Origin of the sequence: Mesobacillus boroniphilus JCM 21738 (assembly GCF_000517385.1) — a bacterium.
GTDB classification, from domain to species: domain Bacteria; phylum Bacillota; class Bacilli; order Bacillales; family Cytobacillaceae; genus Mesobacillus; species Mesobacillus boroniphilus.
In genome coordinates, this window is record NZ_BAUW01000037.1 from 20,379 (window position 1) to 37,501 (window position 17,123).

At 42.3% G+C, this 17,123-nt stretch carries 9 protein-coding genes and 2 pseudogenes; 2 read left to right on the top strand and 9 right to left on the bottom strand.

Annotated features, from left to right (window positions below; all coding sequences use genetic code 11):
- Positions 1-27: 27 nt before the first annotated feature.
- Both parC and parE read right to left on the bottom strand, forming a co-directional pair.
- Positions 28-2,469, bottom strand: coding sequence for a DNA topoisomerase IV subunit A (gene parC, locus JCM21738_RS11750; RefSeq protein ID WP_023614236.1), 2,442 nt, complete (start codon positions 2,467-2,469; stop codon positions 28-30).
- Positions 2,466-4,445, bottom strand: coding sequence for a DNA topoisomerase IV subunit B (gene parE / locus JCM21738_RS11755; RefSeq protein WP_023614235.1), 1,980 nt, complete (start codon positions 4,443-4,445; stop codon positions 2,466-2,468). The genes parC and parE overlap by 4 nt, the downstream gene beginning before the upstream one ends.
- 899 nt (positions 4,446-5,344) lie before the next feature.
- Here parE and JCM21738_RS11760 point away from each other — a divergent pair.
- Positions 5,345-6,276 (top strand): annotated as a pseudogene (locus JCM21738_RS11760) (S8 family peptidase).
- Between the two features lie 51 nt (positions 6,277-6,327).
- On the opposite strand, the gene helD reads toward JCM21738_RS11760, so the two are convergent.
- The 7 genes and pseudogenes from helD to JCM21738_RS11795 all read right to left on the bottom strand — a co-directional run bounded on the left by helD (position 6,328) and on the right by JCM21738_RS11795 (position 16,252).
- Positions 6,328-8,655 carry an RNA polymerase recycling motor HelD gene (helD, locus tag JCM21738_RS11765; protein ID WP_023614233.1) on the bottom strand — a complete coding sequence of 776 codons (2,328 nt, stop codon included), beginning with the start codon at positions 8,653-8,655 and terminating at the stop codon, positions 6,328-6,330.
- 290 nt (positions 8,656-8,945) lie between these two features.
- The gene (locus JCM21738_RS11770) at positions 8,946-10,079 is read right to left on the bottom strand and encodes a glycerate kinase (RefSeq protein ID WP_023614232.1); all 1,134 of its coding nucleotides are present in this window, start codon (positions 10,077-10,079) and stop codon (positions 8,946-8,948) included.
- 87 nt (positions 10,080-10,166) lie between these two features.
- Positions 10,167-11,433 (bottom strand): annotated as a pseudogene (locus JCM21738_RS11775) (GntP family permease).
- A gap of 121 nt (positions 11,434-11,554) precedes the next feature.
- Complete coding sequence (locus JCM21738_RS11780) at positions 11,555-12,667, bottom strand: sugar diacid recognition domain-containing protein (RefSeq protein ID WP_023614230.1); 1,113 nt, start codon at positions 12,665-12,667, stop codon at positions 11,555-11,557.
- 103 nt (positions 12,668-12,770) lie between these two features.
- Complete coding sequence (locus JCM21738_RS11785; protein WP_023614229.1) at positions 12,771-13,184, bottom strand: CoA-binding protein; 414 nt, start codon at positions 13,182-13,184, stop codon at positions 12,771-12,773.
- 118 nt (positions 13,185-13,302) lie between these two features.
- Positions 13,303-14,595, bottom strand: coding sequence for a purine/pyrimidine permease (locus tag JCM21738_RS11790; protein ID WP_023614228.1), 1,293 nt, complete (start codon positions 14,593-14,595; stop codon positions 13,303-13,305).
- A gap of 220 nt (positions 14,596-14,815) precedes the next feature.
- Entirely contained in the window at positions 14,816-16,252 is a 1,437-nt protein-coding gene (locus tag JCM21738_RS11795) for a phospholipase D family protein (RefSeq protein ID WP_023614227.1), read from the bottom strand.
- Between the two features lie 254 nt (positions 16,253-16,506).
- Between JCM21738_RS11795 and plsY the strand changes: the two genes are divergently transcribed.
- Positions 16,507-17,094, top strand: coding sequence for a glycerol-3-phosphate 1-O-acyltransferase PlsY (gene plsY, locus JCM21738_RS11800; RefSeq protein ID WP_023614226.1), 588 nt, complete (start codon positions 16,507-16,509; stop codon positions 17,092-17,094).
- The last annotated feature ends 29 nt before the right edge of the window (positions 17,095-17,123 follow it).

Sequence of the window (17,123 nt, forward strand, 5' to 3'; positions counted from 1 at the left end):
TTTTACTGTGTTTTTGTTTTAACTCTGCTATTGTGTGTTTTTATCTTGCTCATTCTCACTTTTCCAAATGGCTGTAAGCTTCCCGGTTTCACTTTCGTCTACAAGGAATGATCCATTTGTATATCGATCGCTGAACCTTAATTCTGAAGCTTTCACAGAAACAATCTGCTGTTTTTCTGACTGGAAGAATACTTCGTCCTCTCCACGCACAGCCTCCACACCAATAATACGGTGAGGATTTGCTTTCAGTTCACGGAGCATCACAACACCGCGTTTCGCGCGAGAAGTTTTCTCGAACTCAGATAGCTTCATTTTCTTAATAGCACCACGCTGTGTAGCGATAACAATGGAATGGTTTTGGTTGTTGTCAATAATTTTCCCGCCGACAACATAATCCCCATCCTTCAGGTTCATCCCCTTAACGCCAGCTGCCCTGATCCCAATCGGACTTATTTCCTCTTCACTGAACCATAGACCATAACCGAAATGTGATGAAAGGAACAAATCCTTCTCCCCATTGGTTACATGTATGTCGATGACTCTATCATCACCTTTTACATTGATTGCGGTCAGCGGTTTGGAGTATCGCTGAGCTTTATAAAGGTTTAACTCGGACTTTTTCACCATACCATTCTTGGTCACAAATACAAAGTATAAATTCTGTTCGAAATCGGTGACTGGTACAGCTTTTATGATGTCTTCATCCCGATCCAGTGGCACGAGATTTGCGACGTGCTGGCCAAGGTCTTTCCAGCGAATGTCAGGAAGTTCATGAACAGGCAGGTACAGGTAGCTGCCTTTATTCGTGAACAATAACAAAACATCCTTTGTATTCATATTCAATTGTGATAACAGCCTGTCAGTATCTTTCATGGCAAAATCCTGCCCATTGGAAGCGGCATAGGATCTTTGGCTTGTCCTTTTTACGTAGCCATCCTTCGTTACAGTTACTATAACATCTTCGCTTGCGATCAGAACTTCAAGGTTAATTTTGATTTCCTCAATCTCTTCCTCGATTTTTGTTCGTCGGTCATCTGAGAAGCGCTTTTTGACGTCCTTCAGTTCCTTTTTGATGATAGATAATAACTTCTTTTCGCTGCCCAGAATGGCGGTAAGTTCCTCTACCTTCTTGGCAAGCTCCTCGGCCTCGGCTTGAAGTGCAGTAATATCGGTATTAGTCAGGCGATATAGCTGCAAGGAGACGATCGCTTCAGCCTGAACTTCGGTGAAGTCGAATTTCTTGATCAAGTTATCCTTGGCGTCACGCTTATCTTTGGATGCACGGATTGCAGCGATAACCTGGTCAAGGATCGATAGAGCTTTTATGAGGCCTTCAACGATATGCTGGCGGTCCCGGGCTTTTTGAAGGTCAAATTGGGACCGTTTGGTCACAACATCCTTCTGATGGTCAATATAAGCATCTAGCAGCTCAGCAAGACCCATCAATACAGGTCTTTTCTTGTTAATGGCAACCATATTGAAGTTATAGGTAATCTGTAAATCACTGTTCTTGTAAAGATAATGCAAAACACCGTTTGCATCTGCTTCCTTCTTCAATTCAATGACAACACGAAGGCCTGTGCGGTCTGTCTCATCACGCACCTCCGAAATGCCTTCCACTTTACGGTCCAGACGGAATTCATCTATCCGCTTGACCAGGTTAGCTTTGTTGATTTCATAAGGAACTTCAGTGATGACAATCTGCTGTTTTCCGCCGCGGATGTCCTCAATTTCAGCTTTGCCGCGAACAATGATCTTACCTTTACCAGTCTTGTATGCCTTGGCGATCCCCTCGACACCTTGTATGATTCCGCCCGTCGGGAAATCCGGCCCCTTGATCACTTTCATCAAATCTTCCACCGTACATGCAGGGTTGTCCATCCTCATGACGACCCCATCGATCACTTCCGCTAAATTATGCGGGGGAATATCAGTCGCATAACCCGCTGATATTCCCGTAGAACCATTTACCAGCAAATTAGGGAACATTGCTGGAAGCACCGTAGGCTCACTTGAGGTGTCATCGAAATTCGGTATGAACTCGACGGTTCTCTTCTCGATATCCCTTAGCAGTTCACCGGCGATTGCTGACAATCTTGCTTCTGTATAACGCATCGCTGCTGGTGGATCACCATCAATGCTTCCGTTATTCCCATGCATTTCGACAAGATAGTTGCGCACTTTCCAATCCTGGCTCATACGGACCATTGCTTCATATACAGAAGAATCACCGTGCGGGTGGTAGTTACCAATTACGTTTCCAACTGTCTTGGCTGATTTCCGGAAACCTTTTTCGTTTGTATTGCCTTCTACATGCATAGCATACAAAATCCTGCGTTGAACAGGCTTGAGCCCATCCCTGGCGTCAGGGAGTGCACGTTCCTGGATAATGTATTTACTATAGCGGCCGAAACGGTCGCCTATTACGTCTTCTAAAGGGAGGTCACGAAATTTTTCAACTGAACTCATTCGTCTGCAACCTCCTCTGCAACTGAGATGTTTTCATTTTCAAGAATGTTTCCATCTTCCTCAAGGCCAAATGCCACATTGGATTCAATCCATTTCCTGCGTGGTTCTACTTTATCACCCATAAGGGTCGTCACTCTTCGTTCGGCTCTTGCCGCATCGTCAATTCGAACGCGAATCAATGTCCTGGTCTCGGGATCCATCGTCGTTTCCCAAAGCTGATCGGCATTCATTTCCCCGAGGCCTTTATAACGCTGGATTATATAGCCTTTGCCGACCTTCTTCATCGCGTCCTTCAGCTCTTCGTCGCTCCAGGCATATTCGATGATTTCTTTTTTGCCCGTTCCCTTGCTGACTTTATATAGTGGCGGCAGAGCTATGAATACCTTACCGGCTTCAATCATCGGCTTCATATATCGGTAAAAGAATGTCAGCAAAAGCACCTGGATATGAGCACCGTCAGTATCGGCATCTGTCATGATGACGATTTTGTCATAGTTGATATCTTCTACATTGAAATCAGATCCAACTCCGGCACCAATCGCATGGATGATCGTATTGATTTCTTCATTTCTGAAAATATCCTGAAGCTTTGCTTTTTCCGTGTTGATGACTTTCCCGCGCAATGGGAGCACTGCCTGGAACTTCCTGTCTCGTCCCTGCTTAGCAGAACCACCAGCAGAATCACCCTCTACCAGGTAGAGTTCATTCTTTGCAGGATTCTTGGATTGCGCTGGAGTCAGTTTGCCGGATAGCATCGCATCTGATCTCTTTCTCTTCTTCCCGCTTCTAGCATCCTCGCGTGCTTTCCGGGCAGCTTCACGTGCCTGGTAAGCCTTGATGGACTTTCGGATCAGCACTGTACTGATATCAGGATTTTCCTCAAGGAAATAAGAAAGATGCTCTGAAACGACCGAGTCAACGGCTGATCTTGCTTCGCTTGTCCCAAGTTTGCCCTTTGTCTGGCCTTCAAACTGAAGCAATTCTTCAGGAATGCGCACAGAGACAATGCCTGCCAGACCTTCTCGGATGTCAGCTCCATCAAGGTTCTTATCCTTTTCCTTGAGCAAGCCAACCTTGCGGGCATATTCATTGAATACACGAGTCATGGCTGTTTTGGAACCTGCTTCATGTGTACCGCCATCTTTCGTACGGACATTGTTGACGAATGACAGCACATTCTCCGAGTAGCCATCGTTAAATTGAAATGCAAATTCAACTTCTATTTGGCTGTACTCACCTTCGAAGCTGACAACTGGATGCATCACATCTTTTTCTTCGTTCAAATATTCAACGAAAGCCTGAATCCCCGTCTCAAAATGAAAAATATCCTTAACATCATTGCGCTCATCGATTAACTCAATTTTTAATCCTTTTAATAAAAAGGCAGACTCTCTGAGACGTTCTGAGAGGGTATCATAGTTATATGTTAGGGTAGAGAAAATTTCCGGGTCTGGTTTAAAGTGGATTGTTGTACCTGATTGGTTAGTTTTTCCTATCTTTTCAAGCGTCGTCACTGGCTTGCCGCCATTTTCAAAACGCTGCTCATAGACGAAGCCATCACGTTTGATGGTTACAACCAGCCATTCTGATAATGCGTTTACAACAGAAGCACCTACACCATGAAGCCCTCCGCTTGTTTTATACCCGCCCTGTCCAAACTTTCCGCCTGCGTGCAAGACGGTAAGGATCACTTCAGGTGTCGGTTTGCCAAGCTTATGCATCCCGGTAGGCATACCTCTCCCTTTATCCTGGACGCTAATGGAATTATCTTTATGGATTTTGACGATGATTTGATTACCGTAGCCGCCTAGTGCTTCGTCTACCGAGTTATCAACGATTTCGTATACGAGGTGATGAAGTCCTCGTGTATCCGTGCTGCCGATATACATACCCGGCCGCTTGCGAACCGCTTCAAGGCCTTCAAGTACCTGTATGGCATCATCATTATAATCAAAAGCTTGCTGATTTCTTGCCACGAACATACCCCTTTCATTTCTTGCAAACAACATTGACGGTTTTTATGTATAGTGTCAATGATTTCATTAAGTATTCGTCTTTTCTGATTAAAAAGATTACGTATAATGTATCCTTTTATCAATATCAGAACAATTGTTCTCTTAGTTATTTTACCATAAGAATGGCTTCTATGCTTAATTGTAGCGATTAATTGGGATTTGGCAAACGGATTTAAAGAATTAATTGGAATTTTGTCATAAAAATACGGTTATTTGGAGACTTATGAGAAGGTATCATGTCATTTTTTATATTTTTTTTACAGGATTCAAATCATTTTTTAGAAAATTCATCTCATTGCCTTTTATACAACCCTCTAAACTCCCAACGATTTCCGCCATTAAATTTTTAAGATGTACTGCAACATAAGAACAAATACATTTATGGAGGACTTTTAATTATGAAAAGAACGAGGGTAATCTTTATTGGATCGGCATTAATCCTTCTTCTTGCCCTTACTGCCAGCGGAGCATTCAGCAATGATGCGAATAAAAAAGAGCCTGGGGCCAGAATTCATTCATCAGGACAACGAATTATGATGGCTCGGTCTATGGCTAAGGCGAATAATGTTGAAATGGGTGAGAAAATCAAGAAGCAACTGGATACACAAGAAGAAGTCACTCTAATCTTTCATAACAAGAAGGATACAAGCCACTATTATGATCATGAAGCTACAGTTGATTTTGTAAAAGAACCAAGCGTGGAGGAAATAGACGAAATTACCCGGGATATTAAAGGCTGGGTCATCAAGCATCTAAACTCAATTTATATTTTCAGGTCAACAGTGATGGAAACACCCGAAATGATTGAATATTTTAATCAAAGGAAAAATATTGAGTATTCTGAGCCTAATTTTATCTTAATGCAAAATGAAGTGAACGGACCTAATGACCTGCTTTACCAGGAGAATTATCAATGGAATTTGCCAGTCATAGGGACGGAACAAGGGTGGAGTGTTACCCGTGGAACGGAAGAAATTGAGATAGCGGTTGTTGATACAGGTGTTGATCTGAATCATCCCGACTTAAGGGACCGGCTTGTGGCAGGCTATAATGTCATCAATGATAAAATTGAACCAGATGATGATAATGGGCATGGTACCCATGTAGCAGGGATTATTGCTTCGGAAACAAATAATAACGAGGGTGTTGCCGGCATGACATGGTTCAGTAAAATCATGCCAATAAAAGCGATGGGGGCAAAGGGCTATGTACAACTTTCGATATTGCAAAAGGAATTGTATGGGCTGTTGACCACGGTGCAGATGTCATCAATTTGAGTCTTGGCAATTACCAGCCTTCAAAAGTTTTGGAAGAAGCAGTCCGTTATGCCTATAACAAGAATGTTGTCATGGTCTCTGCAGCTGGCAATGATGGTTCAGATCAGCCGACCTATCCTTCGGCATACCCAGAAGTATTGAGTGTAGCTGCTGTAGATTATAATGGAAACAGAGCAAGCTTTTCAAATTACGGAGATTACATTGATATTGCTGCCCCAGGTGTTTATATACCTAGCACTTATTTTAATGAGCAATATGCTGCCCTTTCAGGAACATCGATGGCTGCTCCACACGTCGCCGGTTTGGCTGCACTAATCAAATCAGCTAATCCAGAGCTGAAAAGTTCTCAAGTTATCAAGATCATAAAGAATTCTGCAATTGACCTTGGTGAGCAAGGAAAAGATATTGATTATGGAAATGGCTTAATTGATGTTAATTCTGCACTGCAGGAAGCGAGTAAAGAACGACCAAGCATCAGCAAACAAGAAAAATCGCTGTTTGATTGGCTCAGGTAAATGAAAAAATATAAAACAAGCCGCCATTAATATTTTGGCGGCTCGTGGCATTCATACCAGATTATAAAATTGTTCATCAACATCTTCCAGCAGCGGACTAAGCTCTCCCCTGGAAAGGATATACAACTCGTGCATTGCCCTTGTACATGCTGTATATAACAATTTCCTTTCTTCCGTTCTTGTGTAGGACGATGAATCGAATATGATCACCGCATCAAATTCAATGCCTTTTGCGAGGTACGTCGGTACAACATTAACACCATTTTCAAATGTCATTGTCCCTTTTTCGATCAATCTCGGATCATGCGCTTGTTTGACCCCCTCGAATGCCACTTTGCTTTCTTTGGCAGTTTTGCAGATAACCGCGATGTTTTTATGTCCTGACCTCTGCAATTCGGAAATGTGTTCATTCACCTTCAGAATATGGTCGCTGCCTCCCCTGTTCGTGATGATAACCGGCTTTGGTCCAGTACGGTTGAAAGGCTCGATCATGTCTCCACCCTCGATCAAATGCCGGGTAAATTCAACAATTTGCTTCGTTGATCTGTATGTCTTTGTAAGCCTGTATTGTTCCCTTTCTCCAAAGTCAAGAGCTGACTCCGCCAGAATCGTTTGTGCGCCTGTTGGTCCGGAGTAAATTGCCTGGTTTATGTCGCCAAGCAAAGTCATCTTGCTGTACGGGAACAGCATTTTAATATATGCAAGCTGAAAAGGAGTGTAGTCCTGGGCTTCATCTATGAAAACATGGCGTATTGATGTATTCGATTTCCTGCCCTCAATCAAATCCTGCAGATAGAGAAAAGGAGTTGCATCTTCATATGCAATATACTTTTTTTCTAAGTTGTTGATTGACTGTTCACATGTGGCGGCCCAATTTTCAGGAATGGCTTCGCTTTTGGAATGAACTTCTTTAAAGAAGTTCATGTAAATGGTTCTGATATTAATGAATTTCAATCTTTTTACTGAGTTAAACAATGGTTTGAAACGCCTTTTGACCACCATTTCCGATAGCCACTGCTGCTCCCGGTCATAATCATGGAATGTATCATGTGCATCACCCTGTTTTTTCTGGCTTTGCTTGAATGCCTCGAGATAATCTTCCTTTTCAAGGAATTGTATCTCCTTTTCCACCCATTCCTGTGACGTCTCTGCTTTTGCTTTTTTCTTTAGTTCCTTTAACAGCCATTCTTTAACAAGCTGAATTCTATTTGGAATTGAAATACTGTTATCAAGTGAATCATAGTATGCAGCTATATCTTTCTTTGAGATGATTGCCCGTTTGTTTAAACCTAAGCTCTTAAAAACGAGCGTTTCCCCGGCTAATTTCTCGGCATATTGATCCAATAAGCTTTTAAACTCCAAACCTGCCTTAAAACGGATGCTTTCAATCCTGTCAGAATAAGCTTCATTTTTTTCTGCTTCTAACAGGAATTCCATTTGTTCAAAAGGATCCTCCAAGTCATATTCAGCGCCAAACCGTGTTGAAAGATACTCCTTGAATGTTGCCTGCTGCATATTTTCCTCTCCAAGCTCCGGCAAAACCGTAGCAACATAGCTATTGAAGAGGGGATTGGGTGAAAATAACATGATATTCTCCGATGTGATAATATTTCTGTACTTGTACAGTAAATAAGCGACTCGCTGCATGGCTGCTGATGTTTTTCCGCTTCCTGCCACACCCTGGACGACAACAAGGCTGCTCGAGTCGTTACGGATGATTTGGTTCTGTTCCTTCTGGATCGTTGCCACAATGGTTTTCATCTGGGTATCAGCATTGTTGCCCAGGACTTCCTGAAGCATTTCGTCACCAATTGTAACCCCTGTTTCAAACATTGCTTTGATTTTGCCACCTTTGATGACAAACTGGCGCTTTAGCTCCATCGACCCTTCAATGACCTCTGTTTCTGTTTTATATTGCGCCGGACCGGGTGAGTAGTCATAATACAGACCGGATATCGGTGCTCTCCAGTCATAAATCAGGAAGTTTTCTTCCTGTTCATCCATTAATGTCGCAATGCCTAAGTAAATTCTCTCGGCCACATTTTCACCATCTTCTTTAAAATCGACTCTGCCGAAATAAGGAGAAAACCTGAGGCGTGATAATGTCTGAAGCTGCTTGACCATTTGGGATTGTGTCCGTTCACGCTCGGATAAAAGCGCGGCCTGTTGCTTGATACTCGTGAAGGTTTCCGCTACATCATCCGCTTCATCAAAGTTGACCGTAACATCTTCCCAAAAGGTTTTTCTGATTTGAAGAGCATCTGAGCCGACATCACTTGAACTTTCATTCCATTTCGCTGCTTTTTTATCAATTTCCTCAATGGTGGAATCGACACGTTTTTGTTCCAATTCTAAATCTCTAAGCTGATTTTCTTCCATGAAAAATCACTCCCAAACTCAATGCTCTTTGACTTGACTTCCATCTAAATTTGCGCTATAGTTATTATAGAGTTATTGTGTTTTAACCTGATAGCCATTCATTACCAACCTTTATTTTACTATGTACATATCTTTATTACAAATATCATCTACCTAAAACCACCTTTTAAGGTGCTTTTTTTATTTTCTACAAATATCCTATATATTTATTCGATTCCTAACCGTTTTAAACATAAAAACCGCGATGCTGATATTGCAGCACGCGGTTTTTTCATAGTTTTTACAAATAATCATTTGCTAAGTTTGACTACGGATGCGATGTTTGCAGCAATTCTTTCAACATACGTACGGGCGTTTTCGAACGCGTCCTCTATAGTTATGACACCTGGTACTATGCTGAATACCGCATCGATCCCGTGCTCGTGGACTACCTCACTGTCTGATGCTACATTACCGGCAATCGCGATGACCGGTACATTGTGCCGTTTCGAAGTCCTGGCAACACCAATCGGAGTTTTGCCGAAAATCGTCTGGCCATCAATCTTGCCCTCACCAGTAATGACAAAATCGGCATCTATTAGATGATTTTCTAACTTCGTTGCCTCCAGAACAATGTCAACGCCTCTTTTTAACTCCGCAGACAGGAATGCCATCAAACCGCCACCAAGTCCTCCCGCAGCGCCAGCACCTGACACATGTTCAATATCCTTGCCAAGGTCTTTGCGAATAATATCAGCAAAATGGTGAAGGTTGTTGTCCAATAGTTCAACCATTTCTTGAGCTGCCCCTTTTTGCGGACCGAAAATATATGATGCGCCCCTCATACCTGTTAAGGGATTATCTACATCGCATGCAACATCAATTTTTACCGAGTTCAACCGTTTATCTATTCCAGCTAGGTTAATCGAAGCAAGCGAATTTAATGCTCCTCCGCCCTCACCAATTTCTTTTCCATCAGAATCCAGAAGGAGGATTCCAAGGGCTCTTGCCATGCCAGCTCCTCCATCATTCGTGGCACTGCCGCCTATCCCGATGATGATCTGTTCAACACCATAATCCAGAGCCGCGGCAATCAATTCACCTGTTCCCCGAGTTGTAGTAATCAGCGGGTTTCTGTCTCCTGGAGGTACAAGATGAAGTCCAGATGCAGCAGCCATCTCTATGACCGCGGTCTTTTCATCGCCAGAAATACCGAAAAATGCTTGAACCGGAGTGCCAAGCGGTCCTGTTACTGTTTTTGTGATGATTTTTCCTCCTGTTGCATCAACGAGGGATTGGACGGTTCCCTCGCCTCCATCTGCCATAGGTACTTTTACGAAGGTTGCCTCTGGAAGGACTTTTTTCATGCCATTCTCGATTGCTGTAGCGGCTTCAAGCGCGGTAAGGCTCTCTTTAAATGAATCAGGTGCTATTACAATTTTCATGCCCGTTTCTCCTCTCATTTGAATACCGGAGTATATATCACTGAAGTGAAAGGTCTGGACCTTAAACAAAATCCAGACCCCATTTATTTATCCGAAAAACTTGAAAATACCAAAGATTAGTGTCGATACGATTGCAAGCGTTAAACCGACAGCTGTCTCGTAAGGAATTAATTTCAAACGTTCTTTGATCTCCATGTTGACACTTCCGCCTGTTGCGTGGAAGAAGCTTCCGTGCGGAAGGTGATCAAGTACAGTTGCACCAGCGTGAACCATTGCAGCACCTGCTAAGGCAGTGACACCCATTTCAAGAATCGTTGAGCCAAATACCTGGGAAGCAACCGCTGTACCTGCTGTTGTCGAAGCCGTTGCAGCCGACATGAAAATACCAGATACAGGGGCAAGAACGAAAGCCGGCAGACCAAGTGCATCCAGGCTGTTAATCAGAACATCTTTCAAACCTGAATTAGCAATGATTCCAGCAAGTGTACCTGTACCAAGGAGCATAATAGCTACACCAGACATTTTCCCAAGACCTGCCACTGCATAGTCATTGATATGTCTGATTCGGCCCATCGCAAGAGCTCCGGCAATACCACCTGCAGGCAGGGCGATCATTGGTCGATGTTAATATCAAACAAAGGTCGCATTGCAAGCAGGATGATTGTCACCAATGGCGCTACAATCGCCGGGACAATTAATGGAAGTTTTCCTTGAACTGTTGTTTCACTTTCCTGAACTGTAACATTAGAGCCTTTATTAACTAGCTTCTTAGCTAAAATATATGTGACAGTCAATCCGAAAATAGCGGGGATGATTCCGGCAGCCATGACAGAAGTCAATGGAATTTGGAATGCATCTGCTGCGGCTATTGCATTAGGATTCGGCGACATGATATTGCCAGCCTTACCGCCGCCAATCATCGCTAGCAGAATAGCTGTTTTGGAAATACCAGCTCTATTTGCAATTGCAAGTGCAATCGGCGCAACAGTGATAACAGCAACATCAACGAATACACCAACTGTAGTAAGGATCATTGTTGCGATCGCAAGTGCAAGCAGTGCTCGCGTCTCGCCGGCCTTTTTAACAATTGTTTCTGCGATTACTGCAGCAGCCCCCGATTCAATCAGGACTCCAGCAAGTACACCAGCAGCCAGGATTCTTAACACTGCGGGTATAATCCCTTTTGCACCTTCCATCATCAAGGCAACAGTATTCGTGACATCCACCCCGCCTACAAGACCTCCAATCAGGCTCCGGCAATCATTCCATATGCAGGTGAAACCTTCTTTAAAATAAGGAAAATGGCTACAATAAGAGCAACAATAGCGCCGAAAGCGCTTACTTGAATATCCAAGGTAATTCCTCCTCAAAACTTTTTGTACCCCAATTGTAAGCGCTAACCATTTGTATTACATTAGTCAAACCATCAAAAAAAGACCTGTAATACAACAGATCTTTTGTGCATTTGCACAATTTCATTCCAGTTCATTATTTAGATATGATAAATACAGATGAAGCAGTTCAGTGGTTTTGCGGGGATCCTTCCCGGTTATTTCTGTAATTTTATCAAGCCGGTATCGAAGCGTATTGCGATGTACAAACAGCTTTTGCGCAGCCTTGTTCATGTCTCCATTTGTTTCGATAAGCGCTCTTAACGATTCTGTAAGCTCTCCCTTTACATCCTTTTCTTTTAAAGAATTATAGAATGGCTGTAGATCTTCAGTCAGGCCTGTTTTTGAAGCATTTAATAGAAATACTGGCAGATAATAATCTTCATACATGAAAATGTCTTTTTGTGGCGTCAATTTCAGGCCGGACTTTAGTGTGTCGACCACCTGGCGATAGGACTTTGTCAATCCTGACAATCCTTCATGGTATTGACCAACGCCAATTTTCACCTGGATATTCCCATTCTTTCTCAACCCATTAAGCCATCCTTCTGTTATCTTTTTTAGGTAATGATCATTGTCGACTGGAGGAACTCCTTTTAAAATAACAATCCTGTCATGCTGCATCAGTAACAGGTCTTCAATTTGCAGTCGGCTTTTTAAATATGTGAATGTCTTCTTACGGTCCGAAGTCTTGATGACAATTGCTGCCCGGGCCAGTGCCAGATCAATTCCCAGACGCATAGCCCTTTCAAGGAAAAGCGGGTCATGTTTGCCTTCATAATGAATGATTTGGCTGACAAGCTCCTCTTTAAGCCTCTGATCCCATTGTATTTCATTCATCAAAACCGCCTGCTGAAGGCTGAGCTCAGCAGCCATGCGTACAAGTTCTCCGAAGTTTCTAATTTCATCCGGGGCACCAGTAATCCCTATAACGCCAATGATTTTCCCATCAAAATAAATGGGCAGATTGATGCCCGGCTTTACACCATGGAGCCTTTTAGCCTCATCTTCGGTTATTTCAAAACCGGTCCCTTGTTTGATCACAATGACTGCACCATCATGAATATCATCAATGCGCTTTTTGTCGCCTGATCCAATAATTACTCCTTTGTTATCCATTATATTGATATTTTTTCCGATGATCCCCATCGTCCTGTCTACAATTTCTTGAGCTAGCTGTTTGTTTAATAATTCCATTTCAATATCCCTGCCTTGCCAACTTGAATACCTATCATTATGGCCGATTATTTGCGAAAACAAAAGAGAAGCGCGAGAACATAAGTCCCCACGCGAGCGAACATTATTTGGTTAAAGCGTGTTCTACCTTGATGCATCTGTCCATGATCACGGTATACCCTTTATCTTTAAGGAAATTATAGGCCTCCTCATTTTCAAGTCCTAGCTGCGCCCAAAAAACATCGGCATCAATTTCCGCAAATTCCTTCGCGACCTCTAACAAGTATTCCGAACGGCGGAAAACATTTACGATATCTACGTGGCCTTCGATCTCTTTAAGTGTTTTAACTGCTTTAACTCCAAGGACCTCATCAACAGTTGGATTGACAGGGATAATTTCATAGCCTGCTGACTGTATTGCCTCTGATACCATATAGGAAGTCCGCTGTGGATTATCGCTCAATCCCACAACCGCAATCCTTTTTGCCTTCTTAAGGATTTGGCCGATTTCTTCCCGGCCTGGATTTTTAATTGCCATATTATCTCACTCCTATGGATTATTATGACCCTGACCTTATTTTATCTCACTATTATGAAGACTCAAACCAAACTGCCTATCCACAATGTATGAAACACGATTTATAAACTGCGAAACTTTAGTTTATCATACTTCTTTTCTTCATTAATGTGAATTGGTCAGAGAAAACTGCAATCAAGGTGCCGAGTATTAAACCATTATTAAGGATGGATACAAGCACAGGCGGTACGTTGCGGAAAGCTTCACCTGGAAGAAACATTGTCCCTACACCTGCCAGCAGCGAAGTTCCAATGACGACCCGAACCCTCTTTTTATCTTTCTCACGGTCGAATTCCGAAAAAGCAATCCCAATCATGTTGACGAATATAACAAATGTGACTGAATAGCCAACAGGTGCAGGCAGTGACGCGAACAAAGACATCACATGCGGCAGCATGCTGGCAACGACAATCAGCAATGAGCTTATGATAAAAGGCAAGATTTTTATAATTCCAGTAGTTGCGATAAAGCCAGCTGCACCAGAGATTGGGACAGATCCAATCGCCGAGAAAACTCCGCCAAGGAGCTGATTGATACCGGCTGTAAAACCGCTGGCCCGGTAGCGGAAGTCAGCATTTTCAGACCCCATATCTTTTAAAACTTGTCCAGTAACCCTTATGCTGGCTAGCATGTTGGTTATTAACAGGAATGTGATAAAGATGGAAGTCACGATTAACCCTGAATCGAAGATGGGCTTCCCGAAAGCGAAAACCTCCGGAATGGCAATTGCTGCTCCCCTGTATCCTCCGTACGCTTTTCCTAGGTCCAAAAATGAAAAAAGCATCCAGCCAGCAGCCAGGCTTATTAAAATTGCATACTGGCTGACCCATTTAATTTGATGTCGTGTCAGATAGAATGTAATGCCAACCAGAAAAATGCTGAAAAAAGCAATTGGCAGACTGACATCGGTCCTTCCGCCACCAATTCCCACCATTCCATTTAGAAATGAGCCGCTTAATTGAATGACAAGCAAAAGCAAATAAATCCCGCTTACTACAGGGGTAAACAGCTTTGCCAGTTTATCAATAAGCTTGAATAAGCTTAGCAGGAAGAATACAATTCCGCTGATGATCAAGGCTCCTTCTAAAGCCTGCAGTGTTTCAATGTTTGATGAAAACAGTGTCGCACTTAACCCTGCATATATTGTAAATACACCCCACCAAAGACCGGCTGGGCCATCGTTAATTGGCATGCGATGCCCGATCAGGGCCTGCAATAGACCCGAAATACCCAATACGAACATCGTCCTCTGAACTAGTCCTGTCGTTTCCAAATCATTCAATTGGAATAAATCTGCAATTGCAATCGGAGCAACGATTGAACCAGCGATAATAAATGCCATCCACTGTATGGCTGATAATAATGTCTTCATTTAAAATCTCCATTTTCCGGGCGTAATAATTATAAACATTTGCAGTAATTAGATTCATGTTCTATAAGTGAGAGGATATTTATCCTAATTCTATAGGAGATATCCTTTTTCCTTCGTTTATAATAATATCGTACTTAAGGATGTTGTAAATATGAAGTATGAATTGGTTTTATATGAAAACCATTATAAAAAGGGCATCCAATTCAGGATGCCCTTGCCGCTAATAGCTTGTGAACCATAAAATCCTCTGAATCCAGTAAATAATATATTTAAAAGGAGTCAGTTTGTCCTTATTTTCTTTATAATCAAGTGTGAACCTGGCTCCATCATTGTTCCAGATTCTATTGAAGTACTGATCAACATCTTTGATGACTTGACTGTCAGAGGGCGCTGTTATTTTCATGTTGGTTTCAAGGTTTAAGTCATCGAGATTTCGTCGCGTGAAGTTGGCGGACCCTCCAAGAATAACGCTGTTCTTACCTCGGTCAAAGTAGATCATTTTTGTATGATATTGCTCCTGGCCAGCATTGTACCATTTAATATCAATGTTTTTGCTGCCGACTTCCATAATTTCTTCTGATACAGGAATATTAGGCAGACCTGATTTCTGATTGCCAAACGCATTCGTATTTGGATCTAGTATAATATTGATATTCGCCCCTCGATCGGCGGCCTTGTCGATCTCATCGATGACCTTCCTTTCGGCTAAATAGAACATACCAATCCAAATTTGATCTCCCTTCCCTGACTTTTTCAATTCATTCAGGAGATGCTTAAGTATTTTCCCTTCAGTTAAAACCTGGACCTTAACAGCCCCTTTCTCTTTTACAGGTGTGTAATCAGGAAGACTGCCTCCTCCAGAGAAATCAATTACTGCCTGCTCAGATTCCAAAATGTCACCAATTATATTACCGCTTGTTTCAAATGCTATATTCGAGTGGAAGCCGCTTGCATCATGTGGGTTCGCGGATGCAACGATAGCTGTTTTCTCAGTGACGAACACTTTCCTGTGATTAGCCTTAAGGTTTAACAGCTCAAGATAGGAACGAAGTGTCACATCCGGAGCATTCTTTGCCATCGGATTTGGAATCCAACCTTCTCCTGATTGCCCAAACCACTGGAAAAACACCCTCCAAACAGCCGTATATAATGGGTTGGAATCTCTGAGGGGATCCAGATTGGTGAAAATCACTTTTATATCATTTTCCCGAAGTTCCTTCAAGATTCCGGATTTGTGGGAACCGTATGTCAAATTAATCTCATCAGTGATAAAAACAATTGTAAGGTCTTTATGTTTTTCCTTTTGGGCTATTAGTTTTTCACTGATAGATTGACTTATTTCCGGGTAGCCCATATCTTCCTTAAAATAGCCATTGAATAAAAACATATCCAGGACGATGAACTCCTCTGCTTCCTGAATCCTTTTCATTACCGTCTCGAATATTTCATGCTCGTACTTTTTTTCCCCATCTGTCCCCTTGTAAGTTAAATCATATAAAAAGCGGACATCCTTGACGTTATGGATTTCTCCCTCATACGATAAGCCATCAGGAAGATCTTTATGCGTATGATAGACAGCGGTGACGATTACTATTAATGCCAGCATAAGTAAAATCAATAAAGATTTTCTTTTAGATAAACTCTTTCCAATCCTCATAGAGTAGGACTCCTTAAAATTGAATAATATACTTCCTTATTCACTTATTCAGCAAGTTATAAACTTAGCAAGCCGGGGAGAAAACGGATTAATGAGCGAAATTGTTATGGTTTTAGTCTAATTGCAAATAAATAAGGTACTATATAATTAGCTGGCCATAGGTCAGTAATCAGTTTTGTTCAAGATTTGCATGGAGTTTTTAAGAGAACATGGTAAAATAAAAGAACCTTAAAATCTTAAAAGGAGAATATTTCATGGCATTAAACGCAATTATCATTATTCTAGCTTACTTGCTTGGATCAATACCTTCTGGCCTCATAATCGGGAAAGCATTTTACGGCAAAGACATCCGTGAACATGGAAGCGGGAATTTAGGCGGTACAAATACATTCCGGACTTTGGGGGTAAAAGCTGGTTTAGTAGTAAGTATTGCTGACGTCTTGAAAGGGACTCTTGCAGCTAGTCTGCCTTTGCTTCTGAACGCTGATGGACTCCATATGCTTTTAGTCGGGGTGTTTGCTGTAATTGGACACATGTACCCTGTTTTTGCAGGATTCCGCGGCGGCAAAGCGGTAGCTACTTCCGGCGGTGTTTTACTGGCGTACATACCGGTATTATTCTTACTCATGCTCATTATCTTTTTCATCAGCTTGTACATAACAAAGTATGTTTCTCTTTCTTCGATTCTAACTGGGATAGCAGCGTTCATTTACTCTCTGTTTACCCAGGACCTTCCGTTAATCGTGGTTGTCGCTGTCCTGGCTACCTTCGTTATTTACAGGCACAGGGCTAATATTGAGAGAATCCGCAAGAAAACTGAGCCGAAAATCAAGTGGCTTTAATAACTGGGAACAGGAACAAAAAGCGCAAG